The 19,906-nt window shown below is 43.9% G+C and carries 13 protein-coding genes; 1 reads left to right on the forward strand and 12 read right to left on the reverse strand.

Annotated elements, in window-relative coordinates:
• Nucleotides 1-79 precede the first annotated feature (79 nt).
• Nucleotides 80-346, forward strand: coding sequence for a CHC2 zinc finger domain-containing protein (locus AC59JO_RS23755; RefSeq protein WP_146750446.1), 267 nt, complete (start codon nucleotides 80-82; stop codon nucleotides 344-346).
• A 400-nt stretch (nucleotides 347-746) separates the two neighbouring features.
• On the opposite strand, the gene AC59JO_RS23760 is transcribed toward AC59JO_RS23755, so the two are convergent.
• The 12 genes from AC59JO_RS23760 to AC59JO_RS23815 all read right to left on the reverse strand — a co-directional run bounded on the left by AC59JO_RS23760 (nucleotide 747) and on the right by AC59JO_RS23815 (nucleotide 19,901).
• Nucleotides 747-1,502: a GDSL-type esterase/lipase family protein gene (locus tag AC59JO_RS23760; RefSeq protein WP_413666958.1), complete on the reverse strand. Its 756-nt coding sequence runs from the start codon at nucleotides 1,500-1,502 to the stop codon at nucleotides 747-749.
• A complete protein-coding gene (locus AC59JO_RS23765) occupies nucleotides 1,499-3,973 on the reverse strand; it encodes a glycosyl hydrolase family 95 catalytic domain-containing protein (protein ID WP_413666957.1) in 2,475 nt (824 codons plus the stop codon). Before AC59JO_RS23765 ends, AC59JO_RS23760 begins: the two co-directional genes overlap by 4 nt.
• A 158-nt stretch (nucleotides 3,974-4,131) precedes the next feature.
• Nucleotides 4,132-5,532 (reverse strand): alpha-L-fucosidase, encoded by a 1,401-nt coding sequence (locus AC59JO_RS23770; protein ID WP_413666956.1) that lies wholly within the window; start codon nucleotides 5,530-5,532, stop codon nucleotides 4,132-4,134.
• Between the two features lie 389 nt (nucleotides 5,533-5,921).
• A complete protein-coding gene (locus AC59JO_RS23775) occupies nucleotides 5,922-6,755 on the reverse strand; it encodes a glycerophosphodiester phosphodiesterase (protein ID WP_413666955.1) in 834 nt (277 codons plus the stop codon).
• 61 nt (nucleotides 6,756-6,816) lie between these two features.
• The gene (locus AC59JO_RS23780) at nucleotides 6,817-8,232 is read right to left on the reverse strand and encodes a calcineurin-like phosphoesterase C-terminal domain-containing protein (RefSeq protein ID WP_497308473.1); all 1,416 of its coding nucleotides are present in this window, start codon (nucleotides 8,230-8,232) and stop codon (nucleotides 6,817-6,819) included.
• A gap of 113 nt (nucleotides 8,233-8,345) precedes the next feature.
• Nucleotides 8,346-9,845 (reverse strand): DUF5689 domain-containing protein, encoded by a 1,500-nt coding sequence (locus tag AC59JO_RS23785; protein WP_497308475.1) that lies wholly within the window; start codon nucleotides 9,843-9,845, stop codon nucleotides 8,346-8,348.
• Between the two features lie 31 nt (nucleotides 9,846-9,876).
• A complete protein-coding gene (locus tag AC59JO_RS23790) occupies nucleotides 9,877-11,367 on the reverse strand; it encodes a SusD/RagB family nutrient-binding outer membrane lipoprotein (protein ID WP_497308477.1) in 1,491 nt (496 codons plus the stop codon).
• An 11-nt stretch (nucleotides 11,368-11,378) separates the two neighbouring features.
• Nucleotides 11,379-14,831 (reverse strand): SusC/RagA family TonB-linked outer membrane protein, encoded by a 3,453-nt coding sequence (locus AC59JO_RS23795; RefSeq protein ID WP_497308479.1) that lies wholly within the window; start codon nucleotides 14,829-14,831, stop codon nucleotides 11,379-11,381.
• Between the two features lie 110 nt (nucleotides 14,832-14,941).
• Nucleotides 14,942-15,958, reverse strand: coding sequence for a FecR family protein (locus tag AC59JO_RS23800; protein WP_497308481.1), 1,017 nt, complete (start codon nucleotides 15,956-15,958; stop codon nucleotides 14,942-14,944).
• Nucleotides 15,959-16,038: 80 nt separating this feature from the next.
• Nucleotides 16,039-16,605, reverse strand: a complete 567-nt coding sequence (locus AC59JO_RS23805; RefSeq protein ID WP_413666949.1) for an RNA polymerase sigma factor — start codon at nucleotides 16,603-16,605, stop codon at nucleotides 16,039-16,041.
• Between the two features lie 1,021 nt (nucleotides 16,606-17,626).
• The gene (gene rhaM / locus AC59JO_RS23810; RefSeq protein ID WP_497308483.1) at nucleotides 17,627-17,941 is read right to left on the reverse strand and encodes an L-rhamnose mutarotase; all 315 of its coding nucleotides are present in this window, start codon (nucleotides 17,939-17,941) and stop codon (nucleotides 17,627-17,629) included.
• A 130-nt stretch (nucleotides 17,942-18,071) separates the two neighbouring features.
• Nucleotides 18,072-19,901 (reverse strand): glycoside hydrolase family 35 protein, encoded by a 1,830-nt coding sequence (locus AC59JO_RS23815; RefSeq protein WP_497308485.1) that lies wholly within the window; start codon nucleotides 19,899-19,901, stop codon nucleotides 18,072-18,074.
• Between the last annotated feature and the right edge of the window lie 5 nt (nucleotides 19,902-19,906).

A 19,906-nucleotide genomic window follows, 5' to 3' on the forward strand; every position in this document is an offset into this window, starting at 1 on the left:
CTTTTTTTCAACAACCGTTAATTCAATTCGGGTAATAATTTATTTTCGCAGCCTGATAATTAAAATTCTATTGCCCAACATGTCTGCATCTCATTCCCTGTCGCCGGTACAGGCCGATCTTGTACGAATTGTTTCAAAATATGTGTTGCTTGAAGAAAGCCGGAGAAATTTAAAAGGTCGCTGCCCCTTTCATAAAGACCAGGCGACATCACTCATGGTATCGCCCGAAAAAAACATATTTCAATGTTTTGGCTGCGGTAAAGGCGGCGGCCCAGTTGAGTTTGTAATGGCCATTGAACACAAAACCCGCGAAGAAGCTATTCAAATGATAGCAGGAAGTAATTAAGTTTTATAAAAAAAGACAGGCCTGTCTTCTTCTCAGTTGTTGGGTGTTGTCAATGTCTGGTACGAAGCGATTCCCGATTAGCAGGTTCGCTCCGCATAGTTTGGGATTGCTTTGCGCCCCATAATGACATGATTTTAAACTACTGATTATCAAGTAAAAAACCATGATCATTTTGATAACATGGGCGTTGCCTGCGGCCCGGGCTTTCCGTTACAAGTCCTCGCCTTTCCTACCCGCACCCCCTACACACGCTGCGGGCTTTTCACTGCAATCCCTAACGCGGCCCCTCACACATCCCCTAAAATATATTTTTTCTATGTCATCACGGTTTTTTCCGGGGGCTTTCTGTTGGATACTCGCAATGACGCTTTAAGTAATTTTAAATGCGCAAAACGCAGATTTAATATAATTTCTTAACCGCCTTCATCCACTCCCGGGCAATAAGCTCATGCCCGGCAGGCATAGGATGAACGCCATCCCAAATCCAGTGATCGGCTTTGGCTTTTTGCAGGGCTTTGTTAAAAACATCCTGCAAAGACACAAAAATGGCATTAAATTTTGATGCCAGCGCTTTAACTATTACCTGCCGCTTTTGCACTTCTGACGCCCATAAATCAGGATTATTATTTACCATACCTACCGGCAGGATAAATGGCTCCAGCAAGATCAGCTTAACATCGGGCAATGCGGCTTTTGTTTGGGTTAACAGCCGGTCATAGGCAGCTCCGAAATCATCGGCTGTTGCCTTATCCCCTTGCGTGATTACATGGTGCACATCATTAATCCCTATCAGTATACTCAATACATCGGGCTTAATATCAAGTGTATCTTTTTGCCAGCGTGCTGCAAGATCATTTATGGTGTTCCCGCTGATACCCCGGTTAAAAAACTGGTAGTCCTTGCCGGGATAGTCAAAATTGATGCGGGCTGTTACCAGGTACGCATAGCCCTGGCCGTAAACGTGGTTCCAGTCTCTATCATAACTCCTGCCACCATCGGTTATCGAGTCGCCTTGAAACAGGAAATTTTTTCCCACACCATCATCAGGCAGATACTGCTCATCTTTTATTGATGCTGATGATAATCCGGGTGTAGCCAGGATTGCAGCCCCGGCCATTGATGCTTTCTTTAAAAAGTTTCTCCTGCTGTTGCTCATAAACTGCTCACTAATTGGTACGACTTGCCTTTTTGAGTATTTATCACCAGCTCGTACCCATCTTTTACTTTAACGGGAGTGGCATTTGAACCTTTAACACTAAGCTTTGATTTGGAAATAACATGACATGTGCCGCCTGCCTTTGACAACAAATCCGCAGTTATAACCTTACCTGCTGCCCATTTCATGCCAACCACGAAGGCCCCTCTCGCCACAAGACCCTTAATTTCGCCATTAGCCCAGGCGTCGGGCAGGGCTGGTAACAGGTGTACATTACCGTTCTGACTTTGCAACAGCATTTCGGCCAAACCAGAGGTGCCGCCGAAGTTACCATCTATTTGAAACGGCGGGTGCGCATCAAACATATTTGGATAAAGCCCCCCACCCTCACTGTAATTATAGCCACTTTCGCCGGTTAGGCGCAGCAAGTCTCGGTAAAGTTTGTAGGCATGATTGCCATCCCTTAACCGGGCCCAAAGGTTTACCTTCCAGGCCAGGCTCCAGCCGGTACTTTCATCTCCTCTTAATTCTAACGTTCGTTTCGCTGCCGCAGCTAATTCAGGGTTGGCCGCTATTGAAATTTCATTAGCCGGATAAACAGAATATAAGTGCGATACATGGCGGTGATGCGGGTCGGGCGACTCCTGGTCTTTATACCATTCCTGTAACTGGCCTTTGCTGCCTATCTGGTAGGGGATCAGCTTAGCTTTTTTGGCAATGAGCGAATCCCTGAAAGCGGCATCAACGCCCAATATTTTACTTGCCGAGATCAGGTTATCAAACAAATCACGAATGATCCCCATATCCATAGTAGTGGAAACCGAAACATCCGACTTTTTGCCTTCAGCATAAATAAACTCATTCTCGGGCGACATAGACGGCGCGGTTACCAGGTGCCCCGTACCATCAGGCACAAGCCAATCAAATGTAAATTCGGCTGCACTTTTCATTAAAGGGTATGCGGTATTTTTCAGAAACTCTTTATCGCCGGTATACAGATAATGCTCCCAAAGGTGGCGGGTAAGCCAGTCGCCGCCCATTGGCCAGTTAGCCCAGGCAGGGTCGCCATGTCCAAGATTGCCTACCGGATTGGCCAATGCCCAAAGATCCGTATTATGATGTGTTACCCAGCCCTTAGCATGGTAAAAATCTTTGGCAACTTCGGTCCCGGTTTCAGATAATCCCCTGATCAACTCAAATAAAGGCTGGTGCATTTCAGATAAGTTGCAATCCTCCGCCATCCAGTAATTCATTTGCACATTGATGTTGCTGGTATAATTGGAGCTCCACGGCGCGCGTAGTTCTTTATTCCAGATCCCTTGCAAGTTAGCAGGTACACCCGGCGTTCTCGAGCTACTGATCAGCAAGTAACGTCCATATTGAAAATATAACGCTTCAATGCCCGGATCACCACCCTGGTTTTTATTATAAAGCCCAAGCCTTTCATCGGTGGGCAATTCGGTGTGACTCCCTTTGTTGTCATTAAGCTTAAGGTTTACGCGATTAAAAAAATGGTGATAATCGGCAAGGTGAGCGGCAAGCAATTGCGCGTAAGGTTTGGCGGTAGCCTCATCAAGATTTTTGGCAGCAACCTTTTCGTCGCCATCAGGGCATTGGTTATAGGCTTTAAAACTGGTGGCAGCAGTAACATACAGCGTTAAACTTGATGCCCCTTTAACGGTGATACCGCTTGTATCGGCAGTTATTTTACCGTCGTTACTTACGGCCTTTACCAACACCTCATAACGCATGCCCCTGCACTTATCATCATCGGCATAAACTATCGGATTTTTCGAATCAACATAGCTTGGCTCAACATGCGCCGGAGCTTTACCACTTAGCTGCAATACGTTGGCGTTAAGCACTTCTTTTTGAAAATGAAGCTGGCTATTGGTATTTATTTTAAGATTTAACTGTTTAGCCTTATCCGCCGTAAACCGGATAACAATTACCTTATCAGGCGCCGAAGCAAAAATCTCGCGTTTGTAGTTTACCCCGCCAACTGTATATTTTGTTGTGGCAACAGCATTACCGATATTCAGATCGCGGTAGTAATTGGCGCTGTTAACTCCATTGTATGATTGTTTGATATGCAGATCAGCCATTGGCAGATAGCTCTCAGAATATATGCCCTGCATTTTTTTAGTAAGGTCGCGCGCAGTTTGGTAATCACCTTTAAACAACGCCTCCCTCACTTGCCCCAAATATTGAAAAGCATCCGGATTTACATTCTGCTTCACCGGCCCGCCCGACCATAGCGTAGATTCATTGAGCTGCAGCAATTCATCGTCAACACCGCCAAAAATCATGGCACCCAATCTGCCATTGCCTATTGGCAAAGCTTCTGTCCACACTTTTGCGGGTTTCTTATACCATAAAGTATTATTCTGCGCGTTTGCGTTTGGCACAACCAATTGCATGCATAGTGGCAAAACTACAGACAGGAGTGTTGTTTTCAGGCCCTGGTTCATAAAATAGGTTAAAATTGTTTTTACAAGTATAACAATGCAACAGCGATAAAAAAATAATGCTTATTGGCATTTTAATATACAAAACGGAGTACAGCATATGAAAAAACCCGCCTTGCGGGCGGGTCTTCCTTAGTAAGTAGTAGGTCAGTTATAGTATATTATCTTCTTTCGTTATAAACCTGGAATTCGGCTATTGATACCTGGTGATCAGCCTTATCTATCAAGATCCGAACTTTGCCGGCCCATACCCTGTCGAAACGGTGAACTTTAATCTTACTGGCATTTTCACCATCAAACAATGGCTTCCAGCTCCCGTTCAGGTAATACTCCAGGCGGTAGTGTGAAATGTTAGGTTTTTCCTCAGCTATAACAATAGTGTTCAGCGCCTGGTCCTTTTTAAAATCTATCTCGTACCATGGATTTTTAACCGTTGGGTTTGATACCCATGAGCTATGGAAATCGTCATCGTTAGCAAAATCCATAATGGCCGAATCATCGCTCCAGCTTGAGCTTGCCGGTTGATTTTTTGCAATATTTGATGAAATAATAGGCGCATCCAACTTAGAAAGTTTAGCCACCGGGCCTTCATTTTTCCACAGCTTGCCAATCTCTTTAAGCGCAGCAAGGGCGTTATCGTCAAACAAGCCATCACGGTTAGGAGCAACATTCAGGATAAAATTGCAGTCGACATTATTCAACGGCTTCAGGATCTCATTAACGAGTTTGGCAGGCTCCTTAACCGGGGTTGTTGGATGGCTTGTTTCCCAAAACCAGTTAGCTTGCAGTGGCAAACAGGCAATTGCCGGCATGCGGTTATCTTGGGTTGATACACGTTGTCCCGCCCCCATTTCGTAAGTTTTGATATCGGTATAATACATGCCTTCGGCAGGATATTTGGCACCGTTAAGGTCCATTACCAAACAATTTGGTTGCAATGATTTTATCAGTGTATAGATCTCTTCAAACGGTACATCATCGTACGAGATCCTTGACCATGGGGCATCCCAGCCATCAATGATCAGGGCCGAAATTTCACCGTATTTAGTCATCAGCTCAGTGATCTGCGCTTTAACCATATCAATATGTTTTGGCGTGATCATATTTGGCCTCAACCTGTGGTGGGTATCCAATATGGAGTAATATAAAAACACCTTTAAGCCATTAGCCCTGAAAGCATCGGCATATTCTTTAACAACATCCTTTTTCAGCGGACTGTTCATCACATTATAATCAGTTGTTTTGGTATCCCAGATGCAAAAACCGCTGTGATGTTTGGTAGTGATACAACCATAGGTCATGTTAGCCGATTTTGCCGCCTTCGCCCACTGGTCGCAATTCAGTTTTTTAGGATTGAAGATAGTTGGCAAGGCATCCGGATCTGCCCAGTCCTGATCCATGTAGGTTGGGATGTTAAAGTGGATGAACATACCAAAGCGCAGGTCGACAAATTCCTGCTGAAGCTGGGCAAGCGGTTTTACAGGCTGCCGGGCTGTTTGTGCTTTTAGTGAGAGTGAAGCGGCACAAAGCGCTATGAAGCATATAGCTCTTAACTTAAACATGATTGGGTTGTTGGTTAAATTGATAAAACGTTTTAACAAACCGCAATATCACATTTAAATTTAATGTTTGAATTATCCGAAATTGACATTACATTCAGCTTATTTGGCGTGGACAAGCTTTTAGCCACCGCTTAAACTTGCGCTCGTTTCCAACGAGCGCTTACCATGGTTTGGCGATTGCATCGCCCGGTTGCGTTACAAACGCAAGCCCATTTTAAGCACTCATTATAAATGAGCGCAAGGAAGGAACATAAAAACATGTCATTGCGAGGAGCGAAACGGAATGAGCCTGGGCGCGACGTAGCAATCGCATACAATACAGGGCGGATTTGCTTTCGTGCGATTGCCACGCTGCGCTCGCAATGACATATTTTTATGTATATCGGCCCCTAAAACAAATCCGGGTAATCCGTAATCACGCCATCAACACCTAAACTTTTCAGCTGCTCAATCTCAGCTTTGGTATTTACTGTCCATGGCAATACTTTGATCTTTGCATCGTGGCATTTCTCAACCAAATCGGCGTTAACCAGTTTATAATCCGGGCTGTAGATGAAGGGGGTGAAACCCAGATCGGTCATATTATCTTCAAACGATTTTTTGTTTTCTATAAGATAAGAGGTTCGCACATCGGGGTATTTTTTGTGGATGATCTGCAGCGTACGTCTATCAAACGACTGGATCACCACATAAGGCAGGATCTTCTTTTTGATCAGGACAGCCATCAAACGCTCCGCAAACTCGTCCGGAGCCGGATTATAAATACCATCCCCTTCGGGCGAGCATTTGGTTTCGATGTTATAGAATACCGGCTTTTTATGATTAACCTTAATATAATTCTGTACCGAATCAATCAATTCGGATAACAGCGGCATATAGGTTTTTATCTTTCGCTGACGCGGAAATTTACTGTATGGTTTTGAACCTACATCGTATTTTTTCAGGTCCTCATACTTCATTTTGTAGAGGATCAGATTTTTTGCTTCTTCCTTGCTGATCTCCTTACCGTCCGGAGTAAGCGAAAACAGCGGATTAACGTATTCATCATGCGATAGAACAACCTGTCCGTCCGCAGTAATATGCGTATCCATCTCCAGCGTGGTGACAGTGCCAAGGTCGATGGCATTTTTCATAGCCGGGATGGTATTTTCGGGCCTCAGCCCCCGGCCGCCACGATGTGCTTCGGCGCTGAATGAAGGAAAATCCGCATTTTTAAATTCCATGTTTTTAACAACCGTAAAACCTGACAACAAGATAAGGCTTATTCCGGCAACTATGTTTAATTTATTTTGCATCTAATTCGCTTGAATATTTATTTCCAAAACGATCGGTAGCCTCAACCCTAACCTTTTTAACTGATGGATCAAAGTGCGCCACAAACAGGTGCCCGGTTTCATGAGGCTCCACAAAATGACGGCCTGCCGGCAGCTGATCGCCTTTATACAAACTTACCGATAAGGGATCATATCCCTGCTCTTTTGACAAAGCTCCCATTGGTTTGTCATCTAAATAATACACAACTTTCCACTGTGGGTCATAGTTCCAAACATTAGCAATGAGGCGCATCTGATCGGTTAGTTTCTCAGCATAAACACTGATTTGGTTTTCGGCAGGCAATCCTGTCGATTTGTAATACCATTTCAAATCAGTTCCGTTTACTGAATATACACCGTAACCGCGCGGGGTACCGTCAACGCAGATAGGGCCTGTCCACCAACCGCCACAAACGGTACCGTGGTTATGTTCAAAAATGCCGTTGGTGATATTGTTATCATGATAATGTGTATGGCCCGACATAATGTGTACATTGGTAAAGCCATCAAGCACTTTATAAAAATCCTTATTGTTCTTTACCTGGTTATAAACCGGGATATGCAGGTTGATAATCAGCAACTGATCTTTCTTTACGTATTGCAGATCTTTTGCCAGCCAGTTTAGCTGATCCTCGGTGATATAGCCATCATACTCACGCTCTACACCGAGGTAGCGAACATTATCCAATACTACGTAGTGCGCCTTACCGCGGTTAAATGAGTAATAGGTTGGCCCATAGATTTGCTTAAAAGTAACATCCGATGTTTCATCGCCTCCCTGCCGGTAATCCATATCATGGTTGCCTATCGCCTGGAAAAACGGGATACCCATTTGAGCAACAGCCTCATTATAAGCAGGGAAGAGCTCATGATTATCCCATACAATATCGCCCACGCAAATACCATGTACCAGTGCATTTTTCCCCAATGATTTGATGGTGGCGATGGTATCCGGTACCGAAGTATCCATCATTTGCTTCACATCTTTTTTGTTTTTCACCTGCGGATCGGCCCAGATGATAAAGTGGTGGTTATTGTCATCAACTTTTAAAGGCTCCAATTTAAAATCAAAATGCGAACTGCCGCCTATGTTTTCGTAATGTTTGGCAACATTATAGTCTGTTTTAAATTCATAGCCAGATGGCGTGCTCATGAAAATACTTTTGGCTTTTTCATTTGGAGTAAGCTCATAATTACCCTTATCATCAGTAAGTACTACTGAAAAACCATCAGAAATCACTACTCCTTTAATTCCCTTTTTTCCGGCTATAACGCGGCCTTTTACGGCATCGCCAGCTAATATTTGTGTAAGCGCGTTGGCACGAAGCGAGATGAACGCACCGCCGGTTATAAGGCCTACGCCTTGTAAAAATGATCTTCTGTTCATTGGGTTATGTTTTAACCTCACCTAAATCCTCTCCAAAGGAGAGGACTTTGAATAAATGCTTTTATCCTGCTATGTAAAGCCCCTCTCCTTTGGAGGGGGGTTGGGGTGAGGTTTTAATTTTGAATTGTTGTTACGCCAGTAGCTGTCTCAATAGCAGTTATCGGAGAGGTCAGCGTAAGCGGAACGCTGGTCACGGTTCTGCCGGTTACCCATCTACCGGTAAGCGCGTCATAAACACCACCCAGCTGACTGAATAAGCCGTCGGTTGGTAAAGGTAGTTTTGATGTATTGGAGCCACCGCCATAAAAGCCTTGTTCTGTACGGGTTACCGGGTTAATAGTGCTGTAATAATCGGTATTGGTAATGCGGTAACCAATTTCCGGCGGACCGGCAGAGTAAACCGTACCGCTGCCACCATACATGATCACGTCCAGAGGGACACTTGAAGCGGTAACAGTAGTGCCGGTGAATACGGCAATACCTGCAACGTTCCCACTGTTAGCTAACAGGTTAGTAGTTACATTGCCGAAATCAGCGCCGGGCACTTCGGCATACATGGTACTGTTGATCCAGGTTGATGAACTGATATCGGTTGAGCCTTTGCCCCAGATATTTTTATTGCCACCTACATAAAAGAACTGTCCTTTTTTTACTGTGCCCGATGTGAGGTTAAACTTATAGGTTTTTGCCAAACCCTGTGCCCAGCCGTTTGCAGGTGCCGGGTTAGTACCTGCATTATTGCACGTTACCACAGCGTAATTGGTTACCGCGAAATCGATATCCTTAGTCGCCTTGAACTGGACATACTCATAATCGGCATCACTGCCCGAAGGATTGGTAAGGTATCCTGTTATAATAATTGGCGATGGCTTGGTTGCTGCAAGCGTAAACACATCATCAATAGTACGCGGCCAAAGCTGTAATTTGGTATCGGTACCCGATGTTACCGCGAATGGGATCCCACTAAAATTGGCACTGAATGGTAACTCAGTTGCAGCGAAACTTGCGTTAGCCTCGGTATGCATCGTTATTTTGCCAAAACCATCATTAATGGTTTTATCACCAGCGTAAGTTTCGCCCTGCTGCGGCTCCGGATCAGTTACAGCCTTAGCTATAGTAACCAGCGTCTCTTCATAAACATCAGGAGAAGCCAACAAGGTAGCTGACGGAACCGACTGTACCTTGATGGGCCTGTTAGCGGTAACTTTATTTACGGATGCTTCGGTGAGGCCTTTAACACGCATGCTGCCGTTCACTTTAGTAAGTGTGGCGCCGCTAACCTGTACTATCACAGAATCGCCGGGAACATAGTTAGCTGCGGCGTTGCCTATCTCTAAGGCGATACCTCTAACTGCGTTACGGCGGTTGTTTTGCACAACCAAAACTCCGACCGGACTGTTACCTGCTGCGGCGTTTGAAATTACTACGCCCACTATTTCTTTAGCCCCGCCCATATTGTCGCTGTTCAGCACAACATCCGAACCCTTGTAAATACTGCGAAGGTCAACAACAGCGATGATAGGGCTTAATGTGCCCTCGGCATACTTATTTTTTTTACATGAATTAATACTGACAACCGTTACAAGCACCAGTAATAAATATATCTTTTTCATTTTATGGATATCTTAGTTTAAAACCGGTTTATTATTGTTTTTGCCACCAAACCTGTGTGCTGATTTCGTCGGCGCCCTGCGCTGCTACAGCTGCCTTGTAACTATCCGGATTGGCCGATTGCACATAAACCGGGTACTGCAGCCTGGCTGGCATGATGCCATTGTTCCTTAAACCATTACCTTTTGGCAATACCGGGTGACCTGTACGGCGATACTCAAACCATTGCTCAAAATCAGTATAAAACATCGAGTAGTATTTTTGAACGTGGATCATTTCCATCTTTTCATCAAGCGGGGCTGCATTATCCCAGGTGATATCAGCACCTGTTAAATAGGTGTCTATCGGTACCGTATATGTCGGGATCCAGAACGTAATACCTGATTGAACACCATTTTTGTAGTAGGCTGATGCATCTCCGGCTATCCAGCCTTTGGCAGCAGCCTCGGCAAGGATAAATTGTAACTCCGAATAGTTCATGATGTTACCCATCAGCGGATCGTTCATTAACGTAGTGGTTGATGTGGTAGAAAGGAAATATGATTTGATACCAACATTTTCACCGGGTGCATAACCACTTGGAATCCCCTGGATACCTCCCTGGTAACTTGATATCGACCAGCGATTGTTAACCAGTCGCGGATCCGCCCATTTTGCAAGGTTGTTTACAAAAAACTCGCAAACGCCGGGTTGTCGCCAGTCCTGCTCACGTACGCCACCTATAAACGGCGATGTTAAAGAACCGGAGCCAGTCCACCTTAAAACTGCCGAATCATCGTTACTACCCATTATCGGATATGCATCCGGGTTGGTATCAACAATCTGTTTGATTTTGGCTATCACATCTGCCGAAACATCGGCCTTGCCCGATACCCTCAACAACAGCCTTAAATAAAGCGAGTTACCAAACTTACGCCATTTTAAAGCATTGCCGTTAAATACAGGGTCGCTGCCAGCAACTACGTTTGCCGACGCATTAAGCAGGGTATCAGCAGCTTCCAGGTTTTTGAAAATATCCAGGTAGATATCTTTCTGCTTATCAAACTTAGGCGTAAAGATTCCGTCCTTTCCTTTGTTAGAATCAAAGTAAGGTACATCGCCATAAGTATCAGTAAGTAAAGAATATAACCAGGCCTGACATATCAGCGAAATGCCCATATAGGTTTTATTGTAGGTTACCTCCTTGCTGGCAATAGTATAAATATCTTTAAAATTGGTTAACTGGGTATACCAGGCATTCCAGGTAACATCAGCCCAGGTACGTTTAATATCATACCTGAATACCCTACCCTCCGAGTCGCCTGCATCAACTGTAACCTGCATCAGCTCGTTATTAAAATTACGGGCGCGAAGCATATTAGTCCCCAGGGTATTTACCAGGGCCGGAGCCAGCAATTGCTGTGGTAAAGCGTTAGGCGTACCGTTGGGATCGGTATTAAGCTCAATAAAATCCTTTTTACATGACGACATTATGCTAACGAACAACATCATCATTGATATAAGTATATATCCGTTCCTTTTCATATTGTTAATTATTAAATGCCAATAACTATGTTAAAACCAAATGTGCGGGTTGATGGAAACTGCGCAATCTCAAATCCCTGCACAATGTCGCTGCCTGAAAGCGTACCAAATTCAGGATCGAAGATTGGCCACTTTGTCCAGATGTACAGGTCGCGACCATACACGCCTACTGTAGCGCGCGTTAAACCAAGGCGTTTAACTAGGCGCGGGCTCAATGAATAGTCAAACCTTGCTTCGCGGAATTTCAGGAAGTTGGTTGAAAACGTGTTGCCTTCGGCATTGTCAATACCATAGTGTGAGCGGTAGTAGCCATCGATATCGGTTGCTATAACGTCATTAGGCCTGTAGCTGCCATCAGCATTTTGGATAACACCTTTGCCGATGATACCGTTATACCTACCAGGCAGGGTGAGCGTTGTTTTACCCTGCTCGGCCAATTTATAGTTTGAAAGCGAATATGATACGCCGCCAACCTGGGCATCAAATAAAAGGTGCAGGTTAAACTGCTTATACCTGAAATCGTGCCCCATGCTTGCCTTCCATTTAGGAATGGTGTTGCCTAAGTAAACCAGGTTATCAGCTAATTTGGCAAAACCTGTAGATGCATCATAAACTATCTGCCCATCTGGCGAGCGCAAATAGCCGCGGCCATACATATCGCCCATGCTACCACCTACACGCGCCACAATCTGACCACCGCCCGTCGGGCCATTACGTAATACCACTGCGCTATCGGCAAGCTGCTCAATGGTGTTTTTATTAGCGCTGAATGTTGCCGTAACATTCCAGCTAAATACATTGGCTTTACGTACAGGGGTTCCATTTAATGTAATTTCGATACCCTTGTTACTTACCTTACCCACGTTGATAACCGCCTGGTTATAACCCGACGATTGATCGACAGTGCGGCTAAGGATCTGGTTTTTGGTGTTACCAGTATATAAAGCTATGTCAAAACCCAAACGATTATTGAACATCCTTGCTTCGGCACCAACTTCAAGTGTGGTAGTGCGCAATGGTTTCAGATCGGGGTTTGATAACGTACGCGGATTTTGCAAACCACCTGCATAAGTACTACCCGCCGATACATAATTAAATGAGGTTTGATAAGGATTTGTTGTACCACTGCCCACACCGGCGAGCGATGCCCTTACTTTTGCATAGTCAATAAACTTAGGCAGCTTGAATGCTTCAGATGGCAAAAAGCTCATACTTGCCGATGGATAAAAGAACCCAACCTGATCGGTACGGTTAGCGGTAGCCAATGTACTGATCCAGTCCTGGCGGGCTGTTAAATCCACATACAAATAATCTTTAAAAGATGTAGATAACAAGCCGTAAAAGCTGTTGATAGCATATTTTGATTTATATGGCAGCGTAACCAGCGGACCAGCATTGTTAGCCATCGAGTACACACCCGGATATACCAATGAGTCGGCACGTACCTCATCGCGGTTATAATTATTGCGGAGCATACTACCGCCTGCTGTGGCCGTGATGTTAACATCGTGTGTTACCTTCTTGTTGTATTTCAACAGGAAATCGGCACCCTGCTCTTCCGAATAAATGTTTTGGGTACGATATGAGCCTTTAGGGTATTTAGTACCAGCATCATACGGACGTTGCTGCGCACGCTGCTCATAACCCATATCTAAAGTAGCACGAACCTGTACGCTAAACTCTTTTGTTACATTGTAAAGCGCTTCAACGTTTCCGGTAACCGAGTTACGGTTTGATTTATTGATAAACTCGTAAGATACTGCATAAGGGTTTTCAGGAAATGAGCTGAAAGGATAAAATATGGTTTTACCTTCCTGGCCGTTTCTCCAATAGTTTTTTAACCAGTTTAAATCGGCATTGGGTTGCCAGAAAATAAACCAATACATCAGCGACTGGTTACCATAACCTGCGCCGGGTAAGTTATCGCTATTTTTATTATTGTAATTTACTTTTGCATTGATGGTTAACTTATCATTGATTTTGGAGTTAACCGATAAAGCGATGCTGTTGCGGGTATAGCCTGTATTTGGCGTTATCCAGTGATTGGTTACGTTAGTTGCCGAAAAACGGGCCGTTGTTTTATCGCTGCCGCCATCAACACTTACCGAGTTGGTGAAAGTTTGGCCAACATCAAAAAAATCGCGGATCTGATTTTTGTACGGTACCCATGGCGTACGTGTTGTGCTTTGTTTTTGCGTAACAGGATCAAGCTGGTAAAAAAGCTGTCCATCAAATTTAGGCCCGTAAGCCGAACTTGTCGAGCTGGTGCTTGCACCGTCAGGACCTGCACCATATGAGTAATAACGTGATCCTGCAGTACCTTGTCCGTATTCATATTGCAGATCGGGCCAGCGGTTTACGCTTTCAAGGCTCGCATTTGAATTAAAGGTAATACCCAAACCACTATGCTTTTTACCCGATTTTGTGGTGATGATAATGGCTCCGTTAGCACCACGCTGACCGTAAAGCGCTGCTGCACCAGGTCCTTTCAATACCGTTACAGTTTCAATGTCTTCAGGGTTGATATCATTCAGGTTACTGCCGTAGTCGGCAGGCATGTTATCGCTGCTGGTACCATAGGCCGATTCGCCGGAGTTGCTTGTGCGCCTGCCGCTACCCTGGTTAATTACCACACCGTCAACCACTATCAAAGCCTCATTATCGCCGGTAAGGTTATTTTCACCACGCAGGATAATTTTGTTTGATCCGGCAGGGCCGCTGTTTGAACGGATCAGGTTTAAACCGGCTACCTTTCCTGATAATGCATCAGTCCAGTTACCCGAAAGGGCGCCGGTTAACTGATCCCCCTTAATTACCGGTGCCGAATAACCCAAACTTTTATCTTCCCTTTTGATGCCGAGCGCTGTTACCACAACCTCATTAAGTTTATTATCGGCAGGGCTAAGCGTAATATTTAAAACGGTATTAGCATTCGAACTAACACTTACATTCTGGATCCTCTTAGTTTCATAAGAGATAAAGCTTGCCTCAACCGTATAAGTACCCGGCACTATATTTAATGTGTATGAACCATCAACGCCGCTGATAGCAGTGGCCCCGGTCCCCGGAACTTTTACAGTAGCACCGGGAAGTGGTTCTGATTTTTCATCAACCACTTTCCCTTTAATGCTACCCCTATCCTGTGTTTTTGCAATGATGAGGATATTACGTTCGCCTGCCACTCTGTATGTGCAGGTTGTTCCTTTTAAAAGCAGGTCAAGTGTTTCGCCCAAAGAGCGCTCTGCTTTTGTTATGTGTACTTTGCGTTTATCATCAAGCAGGCTATTGTTATAGCTAATGGAGATATCGCTTGATTTTTCAATTTGCTGAAAGGCATCCTTTAGCATGGTACCCTCGGCACCAAACGTGATCCTTTTGTTTGTTACTGTTTGAGCCTTAGCGTTTATACCGCCAAAAGGCAATTGTAAAAAGAACAGCATGGTTAATAACCATAACTTTTTCATATATTTACTTTAATTTATACTTGTCTAACCGTGAGTTTAAATTGTCAAAATTCTGAAGCCTGGGGTTGTTACCAGCAACGTCCAGGCTTTTACCAATAGCCGGGTAAATACTATTTCATTATACTTCCTCCTTTTTGATTATTGTTTGAAATAAATAGCTGATCGCCTTTTTGCGTATAGCCTAATCCTGATAGCGCGCTGAGGGTTTCCATGGCATCCGTCAATGTCATCCCCCTCAATTTGGCTGTAAGCCTTACATTGCCCAAATCCTGTTCTGTAAACCGGATTTTAACGCCATAATGATGCTCAAGTGAAGCGGCTATCTCCCTGTAAGTTGTGTTATAAAAAACAAATTCGTTGTTGATCCATGAAGTTACTGCCGATGCTTCGGTGTTGTTAAATGTGTAGATACCGTTTTGGGTGTTGATGCTGATCTCTTCGTTCTTTACAAGGTATTTAACCATTTGAGGTTTTCCCTGCACATTGGCCATCACCCCTACTTTACCGCTTTGCACGGTTACAGCTACTTTATGATCGGTCAGATAAGCTTTGATATTAAATGAAGTACCCAATACCATGGTGGTGATATCGCCGCTTTTAACTACAAATGGTTTAGCCTGATGAACCACATCAAAAAAAGCTTCGCCGTTAAGCGTTACATCACGTTTTTCGCCGCTAAAGTTTTTGGCGTATCTGAGTTTGCTGCCACCACCCAAATAAACTGTTGAACTATCGGGCAGCATTATTTTTGAATGCTTGCCATCAACATTGCTGATCTCTTCATAAACCAGAACCGGTGACTGTTTGAAATAACGATATCCAAACCAACCTGCAGTACAAATGAGCAAACAGGCGGCAGCATAAGCCATCCAGTTAAATTTAGAACTGTGTTTAATTACCTGTATCTGTGGTTGGGTTATATGCGCATTGATCCTGGCCCAGCTGCTTCCGGCATGCTCGGGCTGTTTAAAGTATGTTTTGGATGCTTCCAGTATCTGGATGGTTTCACTAAACTGGGCAAGGTTTTCAGGGCTCTCTTCAATCCACTCCTGCAATTGCGTTAAGCCATCGTCGCTGATGGTTTTTTCAAAATATTCAACTATTAAGCGGTAGCTATTATCTTCCATTAAATCTGTCTCTGAACTTAAAGACCGATTTTACGTAGCCGATACGTAGCGAAAAAAGTTAAGTTTATATTAAGAAATCATTAACTCTCGGAAGTAAAATTATGCTGCCCTTTTAACAGCTGACGAAGCTTTTTGATAGATTGATAAAGTGTAGTTTCAACCGTACGAACAGAAATACCCAGCACTTTGGCTATCTCATTTTTATCAAGGTTATCGATACGGCTCATGAGCAGCACCTGCCTTTGGCTGGCCGGCAACGTATCTATCAGGCTTAAAATTTTATTGTATGATTCGCGGCCCGAAAGGATTTTGAACGGATTATCCCTGTCTTTTAATACATGGCCCTGAAGGTCGATATCTTCGATAGAATGTACCGGATCTTTCTTTTTCTGGATATAATTTAAGGAGAGGTTTTTGGCGGCGACAAACAGATAACTCTTTACATTAAGGATGGCAGTATCGCGGTTATCCCAAAGTTTAATGAAAAGGTTGGCGGTGATTTCTTCAGCAACGGTATAATCTTTAGTGTACACCGTGCACAACTGGCATAAGGTTTTGTAATAACGATTAAAAAGAGTTTCAAGGGCAACAGGATTACTTTGCTGTATAAGCCCCATCAACGCTTCATCAGTAAGTGCAGGATACATGCCAAAGAGTTGTTTTGGCTCAAATGTAAGGCTGCTATGTTAGGCTAATGTTAAGAAAGCACAAAACAACAGAAATGGCTATAAGTATAATATAAAAGCGTTATTGCGAGGAACGAAGGCAACCAACCGTAGGGAACTCATTAATACCTATAAAAATCAAATTATAATTATTAATAACCCAAACTATACAGAGCGGGTCGGCTAATCGGGGGTTGCTTCGTTCCTTATAAGGACGTTATTGTAAGTGATTGATTATTAATAATATTTTTTTGATTCAATTTTGTAAATATGGGCGTTGCCTGCGGCCCGTGCTATACGCTCTGCACGGGCATTAACCACAAGGCCGGTATCCCAATGTCATTAAGTTAAGAGTTTTAGAGGCTGCACCAGAGGTGCAAAAGGTTTGTAGAAATAGAAATGAATTGGATTTTTAGTGTGCCAGAGGTACACAACTCCGATGTTCCGTACCTCTGGCACGGTTATTTTCGGTATATTATGTGCTACAAACCTGTTCCCCCTCTGGGGGATTTTCTTAACTTAATGACATTGGCCGGTATCCGCTACTATCACTAACGCGGCCACCGCACACCATCACTAAAATATACTCTATACGTCATCACGTTTTTTTTCAGGCAGCCTGATGGTTCATCGCAATGACTCTTTTTTTAATTCTATTTTCCTGTTCCATCAGGATCCTCTGTGAGCTTAAGTTAACCCACAAAATTGCTTTGTCGTTTAATCAGTATGGCGTTTTGTTTTGCCTCTCTGAGGCAAAGGGTATTTCTGTACTTTTTATGCTACAAATCTTTTGCACCTCTGGTGCAACTGTCCTTAAGCATCTCAATTAATACCTCACTATGTTGTAAAACCTTGCCGGCCCTGGAGGGGCCACGTGTTTATAGCCTTAAAAGAGGATATTTTGGGACTCCGTAGTTGCCTCCTATTAAAATTTCAGGTTGGTGAATTTTGTGGGTTAACTTAAGCTCACAGAGGCCCCTGATGGAACTTTGACTTTTAATATCTATGACAAAAAGAAAACCTCTTTCAAGGGTATGCTCACAGGCGAGTGATCGGCATTAGTATCCATAATATCAGCCATGTATAACCACCATTTTTTCATAATTGGGGTATCCGGCAAATGATCAAGTGCTTCCTGATCTTCAACTTCCATCACGCCAAAAAGCCAATGCGTATCCTCATCTAAAAAAATAGAATAATTACTGATCCCCACATCTTTAAGCAAACTGCTTAATTCGGGCCAGATGGCATCGTGCCGGACCTTGTATTCAGCCGCTTTACCTTCATGAAGCTTCATTTTAAATGCTACTCTTGCCATTGTAAATAGTATTTATATCTGTTATTAAAAGAGCTTTAGGCTTAAAGCAAAAAGCTCAAAGCTCTTAATAGTTTATTTCCCAATACACATAAAAAAGCTTTGAGCCTTAAGCCTTCGGCTTTAAGCTTATTTAAGGTTTTACCACGTTCAATATCGGTTTATCAATACCGGCTAACTGGTCTTGCTGCGGTTTTAGCAGTTCAAGTACTTCAACATCATTATAACCTTTTTTCAACCATTCAACCGGTAAGTACAGGGTTTGCTGTGGGCCAATACCCCAGTACCGGCCAAGATTATGGCCATTTACCCATACCACACCTTTACCCCAGTTGCTCATGTCAAGATAGGTATCACCTAATTTATCTAATTTAAAACCACCTTTCCTGATCACCGGCGATTGTCCATTTTGCTTAGCCGCAGTGAATTTAACAGTGCTTAAATCATGAAACGGCAGCGAATACATTGTCCAATGTTGTACTTCCTTTCCGTTCAAAAGCACCTGTTGAGTGATCCCTTTTTTATTTTGCAACAGATACTTACCAAAGTTAATGCGACCAAGGTTCTCTACCAAAATATCAAGCTTTACTTTACCTGCAGGCAACTTTAAATACAGGCTATCCTGGTTAAGCCTGCGATCAAGCGTACCTACTTTTTTACCATTGATCATAACCACGGCGTAATCCCTAAGTCCTTTAAGTTTAAGTTGCCCGCTTTTGCTTCCGCTTAAAACGGTGCTGTATATCACAAAACCATAGTCCTGGTGCAGGTCTTCAAAAGTGAGCGGACTTATGTTTTCTTTAGCCGCCGGCAAGGAATTTAATAAACTTACCGATTGCGTTAGCTTAAAAGCTGGTATAGTAACTACCGGTTTAGCCGCCGGCACATCAGGCAATTGCACGCCAGCAGGTAAGTATTTTTGAATCACTCGCCTGAACTGCATAAATTTTGGCGTTGCATTACCCGCCTCATCTAACGGTGCATCATAATCATAGCTGCTTGTTTGCGGTTCATAAGGCGAGGTGTCTTTAAAATTAGCGCCATTCATGAACGCACGGGTTGTGCCGCCGTGAAACATGTACATATTGATAGAAATCCCTGCTGCCAGTACAGAATCAAGCCTGCCTGCATAGCGTTCGGCCGGAACAGTATGATGAGCGGTTCCCCACCAATCGAACCAGGCCGGGTACCATTCGGCAATATAATACGGGCCCTTCCCATCGTGATTTTCGTTAATGATCTTTTTAACCTTTGCAGGATTATCCAAACCGTTAACAGCAGGCAATAATCCCGGCAAATGCCCCTTCACCAGGTCGGGGGCAGGGTCGCAGGTGTACAGCAATCCGTCAAAACCGGCTTCTTTAAATAGTCTTTGATTAATGCCCAAATACTCTTTATCGCTGCCATACGATCCGTACTCATTTTCAATTTGTACCATCAGGATATTACCGCCGTGATTTATCTGCAGTGGGGCCAATTGCCTGCCTACTTCTTTGATATAGTTTTCATACTCTTTAAGATATTGCGCTTCTTTACTGCGCACCTCAAGGCCTTTTTCATTCTGCAGCCAATATGGGTATCCCCCAAATTCCCATTCGGCGCATACATAAGGACTTGGGCGGAGGATCACCCACAGACCTTCCTGCTGGGCTATACGTACAAACTCGGCCACATCGTTATTACGGCTAAAATCAAACTTGCCTTTTTGCGGTTCGTGCAGGTTCCAGAACACATAAGTACCAATGGTATTTAAACCCATTGCCTTAGCCATTTTCATACGCGCGCGCCAGGCCTCACGTGGCACCCGGGGATAATGCATCTCGCCCGAGATCATCTGGAAAGGCTTCCCGTCAAGCAGGAAAGCCTCATCGCCTAGGGCAAAGGTATGCTTGACTGTCTGGCAAAAGCCCGTTATACTCAGGCTTAAAAATAATGCTAAAAAAGATATTGTAATTTTTTTCATTGTGA

This window comes from Mucilaginibacter sp. A5337 (assembly GCF_059690695.1).

Coding starts and splice junctions, on each gene's coding strand:
- AC59JO_RS23770 (WP_413666956.1), bottom strand. CDS start 5,532: ATGTTTAAGTTAAGAGCTATATGCTTCATAGCGCTTTGTGCCGCTTCA.
- AC59JO_RS23800 (WP_497308481.1), bottom strand. CDS start 15,958: ATGGAAGATAATAGCTACCGCTTAATAGTTGAATATTTTGAAAAAACC.
- AC59JO_RS23780 (WP_497308473.1), bottom strand. CDS start 8,232: ATGAACAGAAGATCATTTTTACAAGGCGTAGGCCTTATAACCGGCGGT.
- AC59JO_RS23805 (WP_413666949.1), bottom strand. CDS start 16,605: ATGTATCCTGCACTTACTGATGAAGCGTTGATGGGGCTTATACAGCAA.
- rhaM (WP_497308483.1), bottom strand. CDS start 17,941: ATGGCAAGAGTAGCATTTAAAATGAAGCTTCATGAAGGTAAAGCGGCT.
- AC59JO_RS23790 (WP_497308477.1), bottom strand. CDS start 11,367: ATGAAAAGGAACGGATATATACTTATATCAATGATGATGTTGTTCGTT.
- AC59JO_RS23755 (WP_146750446.1), top strand. CDS start 80: ATGTCTGCATCTCATTCCCTGTCGCCGGTACAGGCCGATCTTGTACGA.
- AC59JO_RS23785 (WP_497308475.1), bottom strand. CDS start 9,845: ATGAAAAAGATATATTTATTACTGGTGCTTGTAACGGTTGTCAGTATT.
- AC59JO_RS23775 (WP_413666955.1), bottom strand. CDS start 6,755: ATGGAATTTAAAAATGCGGATTTTCCTTCATTCAGCGCCGAAGCACAT.
- AC59JO_RS23760 (WP_413666958.1), bottom strand. CDS start 1,502: ATGAGCAACAGCAGGAGAAACTTTTTAAAGAAAGCATCAATGGCCGGG.
- AC59JO_RS23765 (WP_413666957.1), bottom strand. CDS start 3,973: ATGAACCAGGGCCTGAAAACAACACTCCTGTCTGTAGTTTTGCCACTA.
- AC59JO_RS23795 (WP_497308479.1), bottom strand. CDS start 14,831: ATGAAAAAGTTATGGTTATTAACCATGCTGTTCTTTTTACAATTGCCT.
- AC59JO_RS23815 (WP_497308485.1), bottom strand. CDS start 19,901: ATGAAAAAAATTACAATATCTTTTTTAGCATTATTTTTAAGCCTGAGT.